Raw genomic sequence first — 12,955 nt, forward strand, 5'->3', positions numbered from 1 at the left:
CTGGACATCGGCGGCGCGTTGGCCGTCGACGCCCGCTGTCCGGGCTCCCTTGTTGCCCGCAACCCGTTCGAAGGCCATCACCAAGACGGCTGGGTCGCAGACGAAGTTGAACACATCGTCGAACCGGAAGCCCTGGTGGCTACCGCCCAACGGTGCAGTTTGATCTGCATTCTCCGTACCCGCAGCTCAGCGAATTCGGCCGCTGGCCACGCGACCGGGGTATCCACCCCGGATTCTTCGGACATTGCAGTACCTCCCCTGCGATCTCGCTGCCGCCCTTCCCCATGTGCCGGGCTCTCCCCGGCTCGGAGTACTACGGCGGCTCCGCCCCTCCCACGGCATGCTCGGCAGACGGTGTGCCCAGCAATCAATCAGCGCCTCACGGCGCACCTGCCACAGGTGCCAGCGGTCGCTGATCTGGACCGCGTCGGGCAGGGCTCGGCGGACCGCCTCGGCGTAGGTGGCCGATCCGTCCCGGCACACGGCCTCGATGCCCGGATGTCCGCGCAGCCAGGCTTCCACAGTGGCGGCGTCGCGGCCGGGCAGTACCTCGATTGGCTCACCGGTCTCGGCGTTGATGATGATCGTGGCGTAGCTCTGCCGACGCCGCAGGGCGAAGTCGTCGACCCCGATCACCCGCGGGATCCGCACCGCCGGCACGGGCACCCGCCGCAGCAGCCGCAGGGCGGAGGCGTACGACACGGGCACGGCCAGCGATCGGGCGAGTCGGGCGGACGCCCGGCCGCATAACTCCCTGACCAGCTCGGCGAGCTGACCGGTCAGACGTGTGGTGCGGCGCTGATGGCGCTCCAGAAGCCCGGGAACCTGCTCTCGGAAGGTCTGCCGCCTGCAGCCCAGGACCGGACAGACCAGCCGTCGTATCCTCACCCGGACCACGACCTGCCGGCCGTCGACCGGCACATCCCGCACCGTCCGGCCGTGATATCCGTGGACCCTCCCCGTCACGACCCCGCACACCGGGCAGGGAACGGGAACATCCCGGGTCCGAGCCGTAACCCGGACTATCTCGCCACCGTCCGCCACTTCCTCGATGACCAACGCCGACAACCCCGAAAACACCGTTCCTATAAGCGCGTTCGCATCATGCACGCTCAATGATCACAGGCGGGCACTCACCGTCACCACCGACTACGGAACAGACCCAGTCACAGACCCGCCCCTATGCCTTTGGCCAGGGAATACAGTGCTGCGTTGAGACCAGGTACCGACGCTGACGCCTACGTGGAGGGCTTTACCGCTTGGTCCAAGGTCGATCAGGGCTACTTTTGGGCTGGAGAACATCTCGGCGGGGAACGCAGGTTCTCGCAAGTTCCTCGAGTCGCGGCCGAAGATCGATGTCGTACACCCTCCCTCCGGGAGGGTCATGTCGCTACATTCGCGCTGTCTTGTGAGGCGTCTTCCTTGGAGTGCGGCTTCAGGACGCCCCGCCCACGCGTACGGTCTATCTCGCGCCATTCCGTCCGCAGTCCAGCCAGATTTGTGGTGAGGAAATACGCGGCACCGCAGGCGAGCAGCACCGGCACGAGTCCGGCAGCGGTCACCGCCGCCCCTGCGAGCAGCCCGCCGAGAGGGAAGCCTGCCCAGGCCAGTGAGTCACCGAGGGCGTTGACCCGGCCCAGCATGCGGCGCGGGACCCGCTCGACGAGGACGGCTCCCAGCACTGGGTTGACGAAGCCGGCACCGAACCCGCTGATGGCGAAGACGGTCAGTACCACCCCCAACGGAGCATCGAAGGTGAGGATCAGGAACCTCGGTGCCCCGGCCAGCAGGAACCCGGTGAGAACCACCACCCGCCGCCGCAGCCGGTGCGCGGCCATCGCGGCGATCAGGCTCCCGCCGACCGCCGCGGCCCCCATGACGCTGCCCATCAGGCCGATCGCGGTCGGCCCGTTGCCGGACTCCCTGGCCCAGACAGGTATGAGCACTGAGGTGATCGCCGCGTCCAGCAGGTTGGTGATGCCGCACATGACGATGACGGTGAGCAGCAGCGGCTCGCCACGCAGGAAGGTGAAGCCCTCGCCGAACCGCCGCCAGTAGCCCGGTCCGGTTCCCCCGGTCGGCGAGGGGGCTTCCTCGACCGCGTGCCCCATGCCGCGAGGCAGCGCGAGTTTGATGATCACCGATCCGAGGGCGAAGCAGCACGCGTTGACGGCAAGTCCCGTCAGGGGACCGAGCAGCGCCACCAGAGATCCGCCGACCGCCAGGCCGACGGTGGAGGCGAGCCGCTCGATCACACCGGCCAGACCGGTGGCCCGCTCCAGCGGCACCCGGCCGCGCTCAGCCGCCTCCGGGACCATCACCTCCTTGGCGAGGTCGCCGGGTCCCCGGGCCGCGCCGATCAGCGCGACCAGAACCAGCAGAAGGGGAAAGGACAGCAGGTCCAGGGCGTGGAGCAGGGGAACCGCGGCGGCGGCGGTCGCGCTGGCCAGATCGGTGGTCCAGGAAACGGCCCGCGGGCCGATCCGGTCCACCAGCGGCCCTGTGAACGCCTTGACCACCACGTAGGGAGTCATCTCGCAGAAGGCGACCAGTCCGGTCTGGGTGGCGCTCCCGGTTGTGACCAGGACGAACCAGGGCAGTGCCACAACGGAGATCCGAGTGCCGGTCAGCGACACAACCATGGCCGCCAGCACCCCGCCCAGCGGTCGTAAGGACCTCTTGCCGGGTATGCCGCCGGCCTTCGAGGCATCGTCGGTCATGACGTCGGGCTTCCTTCCTCTTCCTGAGGGCGGGAAGGGAGCGACGACGAGGCAGGCGCATCCAGTTCGGGCAGGATCTGCGTGATCACGGCGACGCGTTCGGCGCCCTCGGGGGCACTGGCCGCCGTCTCCGGCGCGTCTCGCCGGTAGCGCGCGATGACGTCCGTCAACTCCCGGTACAGGGCGGCGGCTTCCTCGGGCGTGAGCCGCAAGGCCCAGTCGCTCATGTCGAAGGTGTTCTGCCATGCGCGGGGCATCGTCTGAAGCCCGTTCAGGGTCTGCTGCGTGCGCAAGGTGTAGATGGCGGCGACGGACTGCTGGTAAGCCAGTGCTGCTTCGGGTTCCCGCTCGGCCAGCTCCGGATCGTTGAACCAGGTAGTCCGGTGCACCGAACGCCACCAGCGCTCCCGCGCGTTGCCGCGTTCGGTGTCCTCCTCGACGAAACCGGCCGCGCCGAGCTGCCGGAGGTGGTAGCTGGCCGTACCGGAATTCACGCCCAGCCGCTCCGCGAGGCGGGTGGCCGTCGACGGGCCGTACTTCCGCAGCAGCCCAACCAACTGCACGCGCACCGGATGCGCCAAGGCACGCAGCCCCTTGGCGTCCAGGACAACGGCGTCCTCTTCAACGTTCGGGCCGTCCGGCTTCACGTTTGGGTCAGTCATACCGCCCACCCTAGACCGCAAAGACTTGTTCGCAAAGGTCCCTTTGCGAACAAGTCTTTGCGGTCTAGGAGCCTTTGCGGCGCCACTGCTCATCCATCGGCCGATTGGTGAGCAAGGCCCGGTTCAGCCTCCGAGGCGGCGCGCAAGGTGGAGCAGATCTGCCAGGTGCAGCACCCGCCCATCGAATCCGGGGAGGGGGACATGGAGTGGCTGGGTCCAGCGGGCTGGGATTGCGTCCAGCCCGTAGTGCGCCCCCGCGAGGCCTCCGGTGACCGCGGCGACGGTGTCCGTGTCACCGCCGAGGTCGATCGCCGCGCGTATCGCGTCTTCGAAGCTCGTGGTGGTGCGCAGCGCCCAGACGGCTGAGCCCAGGCAGGGCCAGACGGCACCGTTGAACTCGGTCGCCTGAGCGGGGTGCCAGTTGGGCGCGAGGACTGCGGCGTAGCGGCCGCGGTGGTCGGGGTGGACGAGAGCCAGGATGTCCGGGAGCGCGGTGAGAGGGTCGGTGTCCTCGAACGTGACGCGGATGAGTTCGTGGAAGATCGCGGTGCCTTCCCAGGCCGCGCGGTCACCGTGGGTGAGGGCGGCGATCCGGCGGGCCGCGTCCATGGTGGCTTCCTGGCCGGAGAAGGCGAAGTAGACGGCGGAGGTCGATGCCCGCATCAACGAGCCGTTTCCGGCTGCTCGTTGGTTGACCTGGAAATGGATCGCAGCGGCGAGGTCCCAGGGCATGCCGTTGGTCAGGACGTCTTCGGTCTGCAAGCCGATGTCTTTCGGTTCTGATGCCGCCCACCGCTGGAAGCGGGCGAAGATGTCCGGCAGATCCAGTCCGCCCCGCTCCAGCAGCGACTCCGCGACCAGGACGGCCATCTGCGTATCGTCAGTGGCCTCGCCGGGGTCCCAGCCGCCGCCTCCGCACATCTCGCCACCGGCACCAGGCTCGGGAAACCGTGCGGAGAACGCTCCCCGGGGACCGAACTCGAAGGGACCGCCCAGCGCGTCACCCACCGCTGACCCGACGACCGCGCCGGCGGCCCGCTGAATCCGCTCCATCCGCGCAGGCTATCTGTGCCGCGCCGACGGCCGCGCGGCCTTAGGCCGTGTTTTAGGTAGCGCGGGTGGCCAGCCATTTGGTGAGGTCGCCCGCGATCTGGTCGATGCTTGTCTCTACGGTGACGTCGTGCTCGCGGCGGCTGGTGTCACGCCGGACGATCTCGTAGCCGCCCGTCTCCAGGACGGCGACGGACGCGAACCAGGCGGGATCGTCCTCATCGGGCTGGATCACGACGAAGGTGTTGTCTGTGCCGTTCAGGTCGCTGACCAGCTCGAACAGGGCGTCTTCGGACGGGTCGTCGACGTGGTCGCCGTTCTCGCTGTCCGCGCAGTAGTAATCAGCGGCCACCGGACCTCCCCATGCGTGTGCTGCTCGAAGTGCCGGGGGCCAGCATGGCACGGCCGCCGGGCCGCCCGACGGCTCACAACCATTGGTGGATCGCCGCGACGTGAACCGTCGCCTCGTACCGAACCGCGAGCTTGTCGAATCGGGTGGCCACTGCCAGGTGCTGCTTGAGACGGCTGATCCCGCACTCGACCGCATGGCGCTCGCGATAGTCGATCTTGTCGAACTTCGGCGGTCGCCCGCCCCGTGAACCACGCTTCTTGCGGTTGCGGACTTGATCAGCCTTCTCCGGGATCGTGCATCCGATGCCGCGTCTGCGTAAGTAGGCGCGGTTCGCGCGGGAGCCGTAGGCCTTGTCCGCCCGGACCTTGTCCGGCCGGGACCGGTCCGAGGCACGCCGATGGCCTCCAGGACCGGCTGGAACTGCGGGCTGTCGTGCCGGTGCCCGGCGGTGACGAGCAGCGACAACGGCCTCTGACCCTGCTCGCAGGCCAGGTGAATCTTCGTGGTGAACCCACCCCTTGACCGGCCCAGCCCGTGGTCGATGGCGACACCACCAGGCGCCTCCTTCTGTCCCCCGCCGTCCCGGCGGGCACCGGCCGCGTGCTGGTGAGCCCGGCAGATCGTGGAATCGACGTTGACCTCCCACGTGATCAGCCCGGCCTCATCGGCCCGCGCCTGTAACAGCGTCAGCAGCCGCGCCCACACCCCCTGCCGCTGCCATCGCCGGAACAACCCGTACACGGTCTGCCAGGGCCCGTACTCAGGCGGCAGGTCACGCCACGGAACACCCGTCCGCACCCTCCAACGCACACCGTCCACCAGGCGTCGCCGCCCCGGCCACCTGCGACTCACACCCGCCGCAGGCAGCAACGACTCCAGCACTGACCACTGCTCATCAGAAAGATCCCCACGCCCCACACGGTGATCATCACGGCGCGAGGCATGGAACGGAACCCGGACCTAAAACACGGCCTAGAAGCCTCATGAAGATCTTGGTGAGCGTGTCTGAAAGATCGTGTAAGTCCGTGACATGACAGCCTGGCCGTGGGCTCGGCCTCGGGTCCTTGGCCAGGCGGATCGGACAAGTCATGGCGGAGAAGACAGAACCGGTCGCCGCGGCGGCCGGGGAGGCGATGGTCGACGAGGTCGTCGAGCGGCTGCTGAACAGCGCCGACGCCTCTGGGGCGGCTTTGCTCGGTGAGGGCGGGCTGCTGACGGAGATCACCAAGGCTGTTCTGGAGCGGGCTCTGGAGGCCGAGATGAGTGGACACCTCGGCTACGAACGCGGTGATCCCGCTGGTCACGGGTCGGGGAACTCCCGCAACGGCACGTCACCCAAAACGGTTTTCACGGATGCCGGCGCGGTCACTTTGGCGGTGCCGCGGGACCGCAACGGCGACTTCGAACCACGACTGGTCCCGAAGAACGCCCGTCGGCTCGCGGGCTTCAACGACCGGATCCTCTCGCTCTACGCGCGAGGGATGAGCGTGCGGGACATCCGCTCCCATCTCGCTCAGATCTACGGGGTCGAGGTCAGCCCCGACCTGATCAGCAAGGTCACCGACGCGGTGGTCGACGGTTCGTGACCTGGCAGAACCGGCCCCTCGACGCTGTCTGGCCCATCATCTACATCGACGCCCTGTGGGTGAAGATCCGCTGCGGCTCGGTGACCTCGAAGCCGGTCTACCTGGCCGTCGGCGTGGACATGGACGGCCGCAAGGACGTTCTGGGCTTGTGGGTCGGCTCCGAGGGCGAGGGCGCCACCACCTGGATGGCGGTCTTGTCCGAACTGCGGAACCGGGGCATCGAGGACGTGTGCATCGTCGCCTGCGACGGGCTGAAAGGCCTGCCCGACGCGGTCACGGCGACCTGGCCCAAGGCCACCGTCCAGACCTGCGTGATCCACCTGACCAGAGCCTCGCTGAGGCTGTCGTCGGTGCGCGACCACCCCAAGCTGGTCCCGGCACTCAAGGCCATCTACACGGCCCCGACCGAGCAGGCCGCCGAACAGGCCCTCGACGCATTCGAGACCTCTGAGCTGGGCGAACGCTACCCCGCGATCGTGCGGACCTGGCGGGCGGCCTGGCCGGAGTTCACGCCTTACCTCGCGTTCCCGCCGGCCATAAGGACCGTTGTCTACTCCACGAACATGGTCGAGTCGATCAACTCGCGGCTCCGTAAGGCCACCCGCAACCGCGGTCATTTCCCCTCGGAGCAGGCCGCGTTGAAGGTCCTCTACCTCGCCGTCCGCGAGCAGATCAACCCCAAAGCGCGCGACGCGAACCACGTCGCCGCACACTGGAAAGAGGCACTCAACCAGTTCTCACTGTTCTTCGAGGACCGGCTCAGCATCCAATGAAACCAACCGACTTACACAAAGTCGCTGACACGCCCGATCTTGGTGGGGGGCTGTCCGGCCGGAGGCCGGGCAGCCCCTGTTGCTATGCGGTTGGCGGGGCGAGTTGCCAGCGGCCGCCGGTGTGGGTGAGTCCGAGGTTGACCAGTCGGCGGAGGTTGAGGGCGGCGGCTCGGGTGTGGAGCCAGGTGTTGTTGTTGATGGTTCCGCGGTAGCGCAGGCGGCGGTTGCCGTGCTGGACGAGCCAGGCGACGGCGCGTTCGACCGGGGGTCTCCAGCGCCGGGAGTCGGCTTGCCAGTCCGGGTCGGTGGCGGCTTGGTGGCGGGCCGCGGCCTGGAGGTCGTGGTGGGGGCGGATGGTCAGGATGCGGCCGGCCTTGGCCTTGGTGCACCGCTCACGCAGCGGGCATCGGGTGCACAGGCCCTTGAAGGCGGCCTTGCGCTGGTGGTGCTGTCCGCCGGGGTCCGACAGGGGGACCGTGTGCCCGGCGGGGCAGGTCACGAGGGCGGCGGTGGTGTTGATGGTGAAGTCGTCCAGGGTGAAGCCGCCGGGGACGGCGGGCCGTAGCGGGGCGGGTTTGAAGAACAGCCGGTGTCCCGCCTGGTGGAGGGCTTGGCGCGTGTCGCCGGCGGAGTAGGCGGTGTCACCGAAGGCGTCCACCGGGTTCTCCTCGTCGGCCAGCAGGTCCAGGCCGACGGTGGCCTCGTGGTGCTCGGCTCCGGCGCCGGGCCGCAGAGCCACGGCGGTGTATAAGCCGGTCTCGGGCTCGATGGCCAGGTGGGCTTTGTATCCGTCCTGCTGGTGGGTGCGGGTCTTGTGGATGTGCCGGGCTTCGGGGTCGACGGTGGACACGACGCGGCCTGGAGCGGTCCCCTGGCTGATGCGCCAGCGTCCGTCGCGGCCGTCGGAGTCCTCGGCCGGCTCGACATCCTGCCCGGCGACCAGGGCCAGCAGGCCGAGTGCGTTGGCCGCCTTCTCGCCCAGTTCCTGCTCGGGCAGGTGGCCCAGCAGCCTGAGTGCGTCGGTGACCAGAGCGTCGACGAGTGCGGCGCGGGCCTGTTCGTCGTTCCAGGCGATACGGGGCTTGCCGGGATCGGTGTAGTCATGCGCGGTGCACTGCACCGCGGCCACCTCGCCGGCCCCGGGGACCTCGCGGATCACCGCGCGGACGGCGGCGATGAGCTGGGTGACGGTGTCCTGGGTGGCGACCGCGTCGTCCAGCACGGTGGAGTCCAGAGCCCGCCGGTGCTTGCCCTTCAGCACGCCGGTGACCCTCACGACCTCCCGCACCGCCTCAAACACCCGGTTGGGCCGGGGCGAACGCGATAGCCGGCGCCGGAAGTAGGCCAGCAACGACGCATCGAACGCCATGTCATGCAGACCGAGTCCGCAGGCGGCCTTCCATCGCAGGTCACACCGCAGTTCCTGGACCGTCTCGAAGTCCGACAGCCCGTGCAGGGACTGCAGCGTGATCGCCGCGGCCAGGATCTGCGGCGGCATGCTCGGCCGCCCGTTCGCCGACGGGTACATGTCCGCGAACATCTCAGCCGGAAACAGCGCACCACGGTGCTCGGCCAGAAACGCGAACACACTCCCCGCCGGGATCAACTCCCGGCAGGTCTCCCACACATCCGGCCCGACCGTCTCCCCGGCCCATTCCCCCATCACCACGAAACGAGTCTGGCCCCGCCGTTCACGCGGCGGGGCCAGAACCCCAAGATCTTCATGACCCTTCTACTGGCATGTCGCGGTGACAGGTGGGGCAGGCGCCGGTCCAGACCGCGAGGAGTAACTGCAGTTCGCGGGCGACCCGGTAGAGGCTCAGGCCGACGCCGTCCCTTTTGGGGACCGGGTGATGCGCTGGAGGGTATGGAACGCCGGCCTGGCCGTCCCGCTGGCTGACGGGGCGGCCAGGCCATCGATGGTCAGTTGTCGATCTGCTTCTGGATGTCGCTCGCGTAGGTGGCGACACGGACGAGGACCCCGGGCAGTTCCACCGGTGTGCAGGGCTCACGGCCGAACGACACTATTCCGGCCAGTTTCCCGTCGACGACCAGTGGCCCGCCACTGTCACCCTTGCACTGCCGGGTGGTGTCCGACCCAGCACACACCATCATCTCCGGGTCGAAGTCAGGGTATTCGACATCACAGAAGCTGTCCTTGGACACCGCCACAGCACCCTTCTGCAAATGTGTGATGCGGGGGACGTTGTCGCCGGTCAGGCCCCAGCCCAGGATGGTTCCGGGAGCGCCGGGCCGGTACAGGTCGTCGTCCGGCGTGCCGAGGGGCAGGGGCGGGGCGTCGGCCGCCTCGGTGAGGGTGAGGACGGCGACGTCATTGCCGTTCCAGACGTCATAGAACTTGGGGTGGATCCATACGGAACCGACGTCCAGGACCTTGCCGCTGGTGTGGTCTTTCAGATCGGTGCGGCCGGTGACCACCTTCAACTCAGCTGCCTTCATGCCTTTGGCGCAGTGCGCGGCGGTGACTACTTTGCGCGGGGCGACCAGCGTGCCGCCGCAGAACATCCCGGAATACTGGTTGTTGGCCGAGGGCGCGTAGGAGACCGCCACCATCCAGGGGAATTCATCGGTGCTCGCCTCCGAGCCGCCGATGACCGACGGCTGGGCGGCGGGGGGCCCAGTCTTGGCGGCCGCGGGCGCGGTGATGGCCAGGGCCAGCCCGAGTGCCACCAGGGCAGCCCATATCCCGGTACGGAATCTCATGCCTCGCCTCCAAAGCGATGGGGAGCGTGGAAGTTCTCTCCGGATCAGTGGCTGCCACCGCGTCAACGGTAGTGAGTGTCCGCCTAGCGAGGAAGCGCGGGAATTCTCGGTTTTAGGCTTGCGAGGCCGGTCATTGACAACGTGGTGGCGGAAGGGTTGGTTACCAACCATGGCGCCAACCCCATTACTGCCAGGGCCTGGTGAGCCAATGCCCTTCGCGGACGCACTACGGGCCGCGGTCAGCGCATGCGGGCTGGCACTGGACCGTATCCAGCACAGGCTGCGGCAGCGTGGCACACCCGTCAGCGTTGCCACCCTCAGTTCCTGGCAGTCAGGCCGCACCCGGCCGGAACGGCCTGGATCGCTGGCCGCGCTGCCGCACCTTGAGGACATCCTCGGCATTCCATCCGGCGGCCTGAGCGGACTGCTGGGAAAGCCCAGACCCCGAGGCCGGGGCCGCCGGGAGGCACGGATGCTGCCGATCGGTGCGCTCAAACCCCACGCGGACCGGGTAGCCGCCCTGTTGTCCGGGCTGGACGTCGACTCAGATCCGTACCTGATCCGGATCAGTCAGTACGACCGCTACGAGTACGGGCCCGACCGCACTCAACTCCGGGCGTGGAACCGGCAGATCCTGCGCGCGGACCGGGACGGCCCCGACCGATGGGTAACCCTGTTCTACGCGGACGAACCCGGCTCCGGCATTCCCCGGCTCCGCGCGCTGCGCAACTGCCGCTTGGGCCGCACGGTGAAGGACGAGACGGCCGGGATGCTCGCCGTCGAATTGCTCTTCGACCGTCCACTGCACTGCGGTGAAACATTGATCATGGAGTATGAGCTGGTCAACCTGGTGCCACAGCAGCCCGCGACCCAAGGCAGTTGCGGCCGCACCCTGCGGATGCTCACCCGCGAGTACCTCTTGGAGGCGGCCTTCCACCCCACCGCGCTGCCAGCCCTCTGCGAGGAGTTCAACGAACCCGCGGACGGCGGCCCGGCCACCAGCCGCCGGATTCCCCTGGACAGCACCGGGTGCGCACACGCCCTTGCCCTGAACACCGGCCCGGCCCAGTTCGGCATCCGCTGGACCTGGAACGACTGAACTCTGTCCTTCATGGCCTGTGCGGCTGACCGGTCGTGCGCCACGGGACGGGTTGTGGCCGAACGCTCAACTGAGACTATCGGGGGGTTACCGGTAGTTCGTTAAATCCGGTGGTGGTGTGGATTGACGGCAGGTCCGGGTTGGTCGTAGGCCGGTGGTAGGAGTCAACTGCCTTGCTGGGGGCTGAAGATGACTGCTCGCCGTCCGTGTCCGCCTGCGCCGGGGCCGTTGGAGGAGTATGCGGCCCGGTTCGACGACCTCTTCTTCAGTCTCGCCCAGCGGCGGGGGTTTCGCGAGTGCCTGACCGGGCTGCTGGCGCCGCGGGAGCGGAACAAGACGATCACCTGTCTGGCCGGGGCGGAGCCGGTGACGGGTGCGGGGATGCCGGGGGTGCAGCGGCTGCAGTTCTTCCTGTCCGAGTCGCCTTGGGAGGTCGAGCACCGGCTCCAGCCGTCAGTTCCGGGGAGATCGAGTTGGTCAGGCTTCAGGAGGCCCCCGGGGATGCAGCGCGTGCGCAGGCGCTGAGCACCGCTTTGGCGGTGCGGGCCGCGGTGGATACAGAGTTCTCTTCCGGCCTGCAGCAGTGGCACGAGCAGGCGAAGCTCGTGCGTACTGGCGACGGTGACGTCCACAACACGATCAGCGGCGGCACCCAGCACGGGCCGGTACTGCAGGGCCGGGACTTCTCCGGTTTGTCCTTCACCACCACCTCCCCTCCTCCTGCGACTGCAACCGAAGGCGAGACGCGGTCGGCGCAAGGCTGAACCGTATGGCCGTCGAGGACGGGAACGTGTCCGACGCAATCAGTGGCGGAGTGTTCTTCCACCAGGTGATCCAGGGCCGCGACATCACCGTGGTGCTGCCCCCAAAGGTCACGCCAGCGCTCTCCGGTCTCCCCGCTCCCTCTCCCGCGTTCACCGGACGCGACGCAGACGTAGAGGAGTTGCTCCACGCACTGGCCCCGCGCGAGGAGATGCAGGCGGTGCCGCAGTCGTCACGGATAGCGGTGGCGGGTCTGGCAGGTGTCGGCAAGACCGAGCTGGTCATCCAGGTCGCCGCACGTGCCCTGCGCTACCGGGCTGGTTCCCGGGCGGAGTGCTGTTCGTTGACCTGCTCGGTTACGACCCTGAACGCCAGATTGAGGTTCCCCCGAGATGCGGAGGATGGTGACAGAGGGTCAGATGGTTCTCATGAGAGGAACATCGACCATGGCTGCCCCCAGGAAGTACTCGTTGGAGTTGCGTGAGCGTGCGGTGCGGATGTACCGGACCTCCGACCCGAAGCCGCAGATCAAGAAGCTGGCTGTTGATCTCGGTGTGCATCCCGAGGCCCTGCGCGGCTGGATCCGGCAGGCCGAGGCGGATGCCGGCGAGCGTGATGACCGGCTCACCACGGACGAGCGGGCCGAGCTGGTGGCCCTGCGCAAGGAGAACCCCCAGCTCAAGCGGGCCAACGACGTGCTGCGGACGGCCCCGGCTTTTTTCGCGGCCCAGTTACCTCGGCGGTTCTCGACGCCGCGGACGGCAACCTGCTGATCGCCCGGGACGCCGGTCGCTGGGCGTCGGCCGCGATGGTCGACGAGGTCTACGGGCACGTCGACGTCCACGACTCTGAGTTCGACGCCGCACTGCGCGCGGTCTGGGGTGAGGCGTGATGCGGCGGCAGGAGTACCTTCGGCCGCTGTTCACCGAGCGTCCGGACCGGGTCGGCCGCGACCGGCTGGAGATCCTGACCGCGCTCATCGGCAGGCCGTCCTTCGACCCGATCTACCGGCCCGACATCATCAAGATCCCGCGCGGCCACGCGATCTACCGGTGGGAGTGCGTCGTCGGCACCTGTGAACGCACCCGGAGCGGGCGGGTGGGACCTGTGCTCGGAGCATCAGCGGCAATGGGTCTGCGACCGCGAGCGCGGCGTGGGCAAGGCCGCCTTCGTGGCCGCCGCCCAGGGGCTGGAGCGACACGTCGGAGCGGAAGAGAGCATCTGCCG

General features: G+C 68.4%; 10 protein-coding genes and 5 pseudogenes. 6 read left to right on the forward strand and 9 right to left on the reverse strand.

Annotation, left to right across the window (positions count from 1 at the left end):
- Window positions 1-336: 336 nt before the first annotated feature.
- The 7 genes and pseudogenes from A6P39_RS01710 to A6P39_RS01735 form a co-directional block, all read right to left on the reverse strand.
- Window positions 337-1,110 (reverse strand): annotated as a pseudogene (locus A6P39_RS01710) (ISL3 family transposase); the annotation flags it as partial.
- Window positions 1,111-1,382: 272 nt separating this feature from the next.
- The gene (locus A6P39_RS01715; protein ID WP_067039996.1) at window positions 1,383-2,720 is read right to left on the reverse strand and encodes an MFS transporter; all 1,338 of its coding nucleotides are present in this window, start codon (window positions 2,718-2,720) and stop codon (window positions 1,383-1,385) included.
- Window positions 2,717-3,382 carry an ArsR/SmtB family transcription factor gene (locus A6P39_RS01720; protein WP_067039999.1) on the reverse strand — a complete coding sequence of 222 codons (666 nt, stop codon included), beginning with the start codon at window positions 3,380-3,382 and terminating at the stop codon, window positions 2,717-2,719. The genes A6P39_RS01715 and A6P39_RS01720 overlap by 4 nt, the downstream gene beginning before the upstream one ends.
- A 123-nt stretch (window positions 3,383-3,505) precedes the next feature.
- Window positions 3,506-4,435, reverse strand: a complete 930-nt coding sequence (locus tag A6P39_RS01725) for an ADP-ribosylglycohydrolase family protein (RefSeq protein ID WP_067040002.1) — start codon at window positions 4,433-4,435, stop codon at window positions 3,506-3,508.
- Window positions 4,436-4,487: 52 nt separating this feature from the next.
- Window positions 4,488-4,784, reverse strand: coding sequence for a hypothetical protein (locus tag A6P39_RS01730; protein WP_067040005.1), 297 nt, complete (start codon window positions 4,782-4,784; stop codon window positions 4,488-4,490).
- 73 nt (window positions 4,785-4,857) lie between these two features.
- Window positions 4,858-5,106, reverse strand: a pseudogene (locus A6P39_RS45300) (IS5 family transposase); the annotation flags it as partial.
- Window positions 5,070-5,702 (reverse strand): annotated as a pseudogene (locus A6P39_RS01735) (IS5 family transposase); the annotation flags it as partial. The pseudogenes A6P39_RS45300 and A6P39_RS01735, both read right to left, overlap by 37 nt.
- Window positions 5,703-5,872: 170 nt before the next feature.
- Between A6P39_RS01735 and A6P39_RS01740 the strand changes: the two are divergent.
- A pseudogene (locus A6P39_RS01740) lies at window positions 5,873-7,143 on the forward strand (IS256 family transposase).
- Between the two features lie 82 nt (window positions 7,144-7,225).
- Here A6P39_RS01740 and A6P39_RS01745 read toward each other — a convergent pair.
- The gene (locus tag A6P39_RS01745; RefSeq protein WP_275883973.1) at window positions 7,226-8,806 is read right to left on the reverse strand and encodes an IS1182 family transposase; all 1,581 of its coding nucleotides are present in this window, start codon (window positions 8,804-8,806) and stop codon (window positions 7,226-7,228) included.
- 260 nt (window positions 8,807-9,066) lie between these two features.
- Window positions 9,067-9,867: a S1 family peptidase gene (locus tag A6P39_RS01750; protein ID WP_067045286.1), complete on the reverse strand. Its 801-nt coding sequence runs from the start codon at window positions 9,865-9,867 to the stop codon at window positions 9,067-9,069.
- A gap of 208 nt (window positions 9,868-10,075) precedes the next feature.
- On the opposite strand from A6P39_RS01750, the gene A6P39_RS01755 reads away from it, so the two are divergent.
- The 5 genes and pseudogenes from A6P39_RS01755 to A6P39_RS01770 all read left to right on the forward strand — a co-directional run bounded on the left by A6P39_RS01755 (window position 10,076) and on the right by A6P39_RS01770 (window position 12,501).
- Window positions 10,076-10,966: a hypothetical protein gene (locus A6P39_RS01755; RefSeq protein ID WP_275883774.1), complete on the forward strand. Its 891-nt coding sequence runs from the start codon at window positions 10,076-10,078 to the stop codon at window positions 10,964-10,966.
- Window positions 10,967-11,155: 189 nt separating this feature from the next.
- Window positions 11,156-11,404: pseudogene (locus tag A6P39_RS45305) on the forward strand (IS701 family transposase); the annotation flags it as partial.
- A 35-nt stretch (window positions 11,405-11,439) separates the two neighbouring features.
- Window positions 11,440-11,730 carry a hypothetical protein gene (locus A6P39_RS01760; RefSeq protein ID WP_331454073.1) on the forward strand — a complete coding sequence of 97 codons (291 nt, stop codon included), beginning with the start codon at window positions 11,440-11,442 and terminating at the stop codon, window positions 11,728-11,730.
- 5 nt (window positions 11,731-11,735) lie between these two features.
- Entirely contained in the window at window positions 11,736-12,212 is a 477-nt protein-coding gene (locus A6P39_RS01765; RefSeq protein WP_159396032.1) for a hypothetical protein, read from the forward strand.
- A complete protein-coding gene (locus A6P39_RS01770) occupies window positions 12,175-12,501 on the forward strand; it encodes a transposase (protein ID WP_067045306.1) in 327 nt (108 codons plus the stop codon). The genes A6P39_RS01765 and A6P39_RS01770 overlap by 38 nt, the downstream gene beginning before the upstream one ends.
- The last annotated feature ends 454 nt before the right edge of the window (window positions 12,502-12,955 follow it).

Origin of the sequence: Streptomyces sp. FXJ1.172, from assembly GCF_001636945.3 — a bacterium.
GTDB lineage: Bacteria > Actinomycetota > Actinomycetes > Streptomycetales > Streptomycetaceae > Streptomyces.

Bases quoted from the DNA above. Each gene is read 5' to 3' on its own strand.
- A6P39_RS01715 (WP_067039996.1), bottom strand. From the start codon at position 2,720: ATGACCGACGATGCCTCGAAGGCCGGCGGCATACCCGGCAAGAGGTCC.
- A6P39_RS01725 (WP_067040002.1), bottom strand. From the start codon at position 4,435: ATGGAGCGGATTCAGCGGGCCGCCGGCGCGGTCGTCGGGTCAGCGGTG.
- A6P39_RS01765 (WP_159396032.1), top strand. From the start codon at position 11,736: ATGGCCGTCGAGGACGGGAACGTGTCCGACGCAATCAGTGGCGGAGTG.
- A6P39_RS01720 (WP_067039999.1), bottom strand. From the start codon at position 3,382: ATGACTGACCCAAACGTGAAGCCGGACGGCCCGAACGTTGAAGAGGAC.
- A6P39_RS01770 (WP_067045306.1), top strand. From the start codon at position 12,175: ATGGCTGCCCCCAGGAAGTACTCGTTGGAGTTGCGTGAGCGTGCGGTG.
- A6P39_RS01755 (WP_275883774.1), top strand. From the start codon at position 10,076: ATGCCCTTCGCGGACGCACTACGGGCCGCGGTCAGCGCATGCGGGCTG.
- A6P39_RS01745 (WP_275883973.1), bottom strand. From the start codon at position 8,806: ATGGGGGAATGGGCCGGGGAGACGGTCGGGCCGGATGTGTGGGAGACC.
- A6P39_RS01750 (WP_067045286.1), bottom strand. From the start codon at position 9,867: ATGAGATTCCGTACCGGGATATGGGCTGCCCTGGTGGCACTCGGGCTG.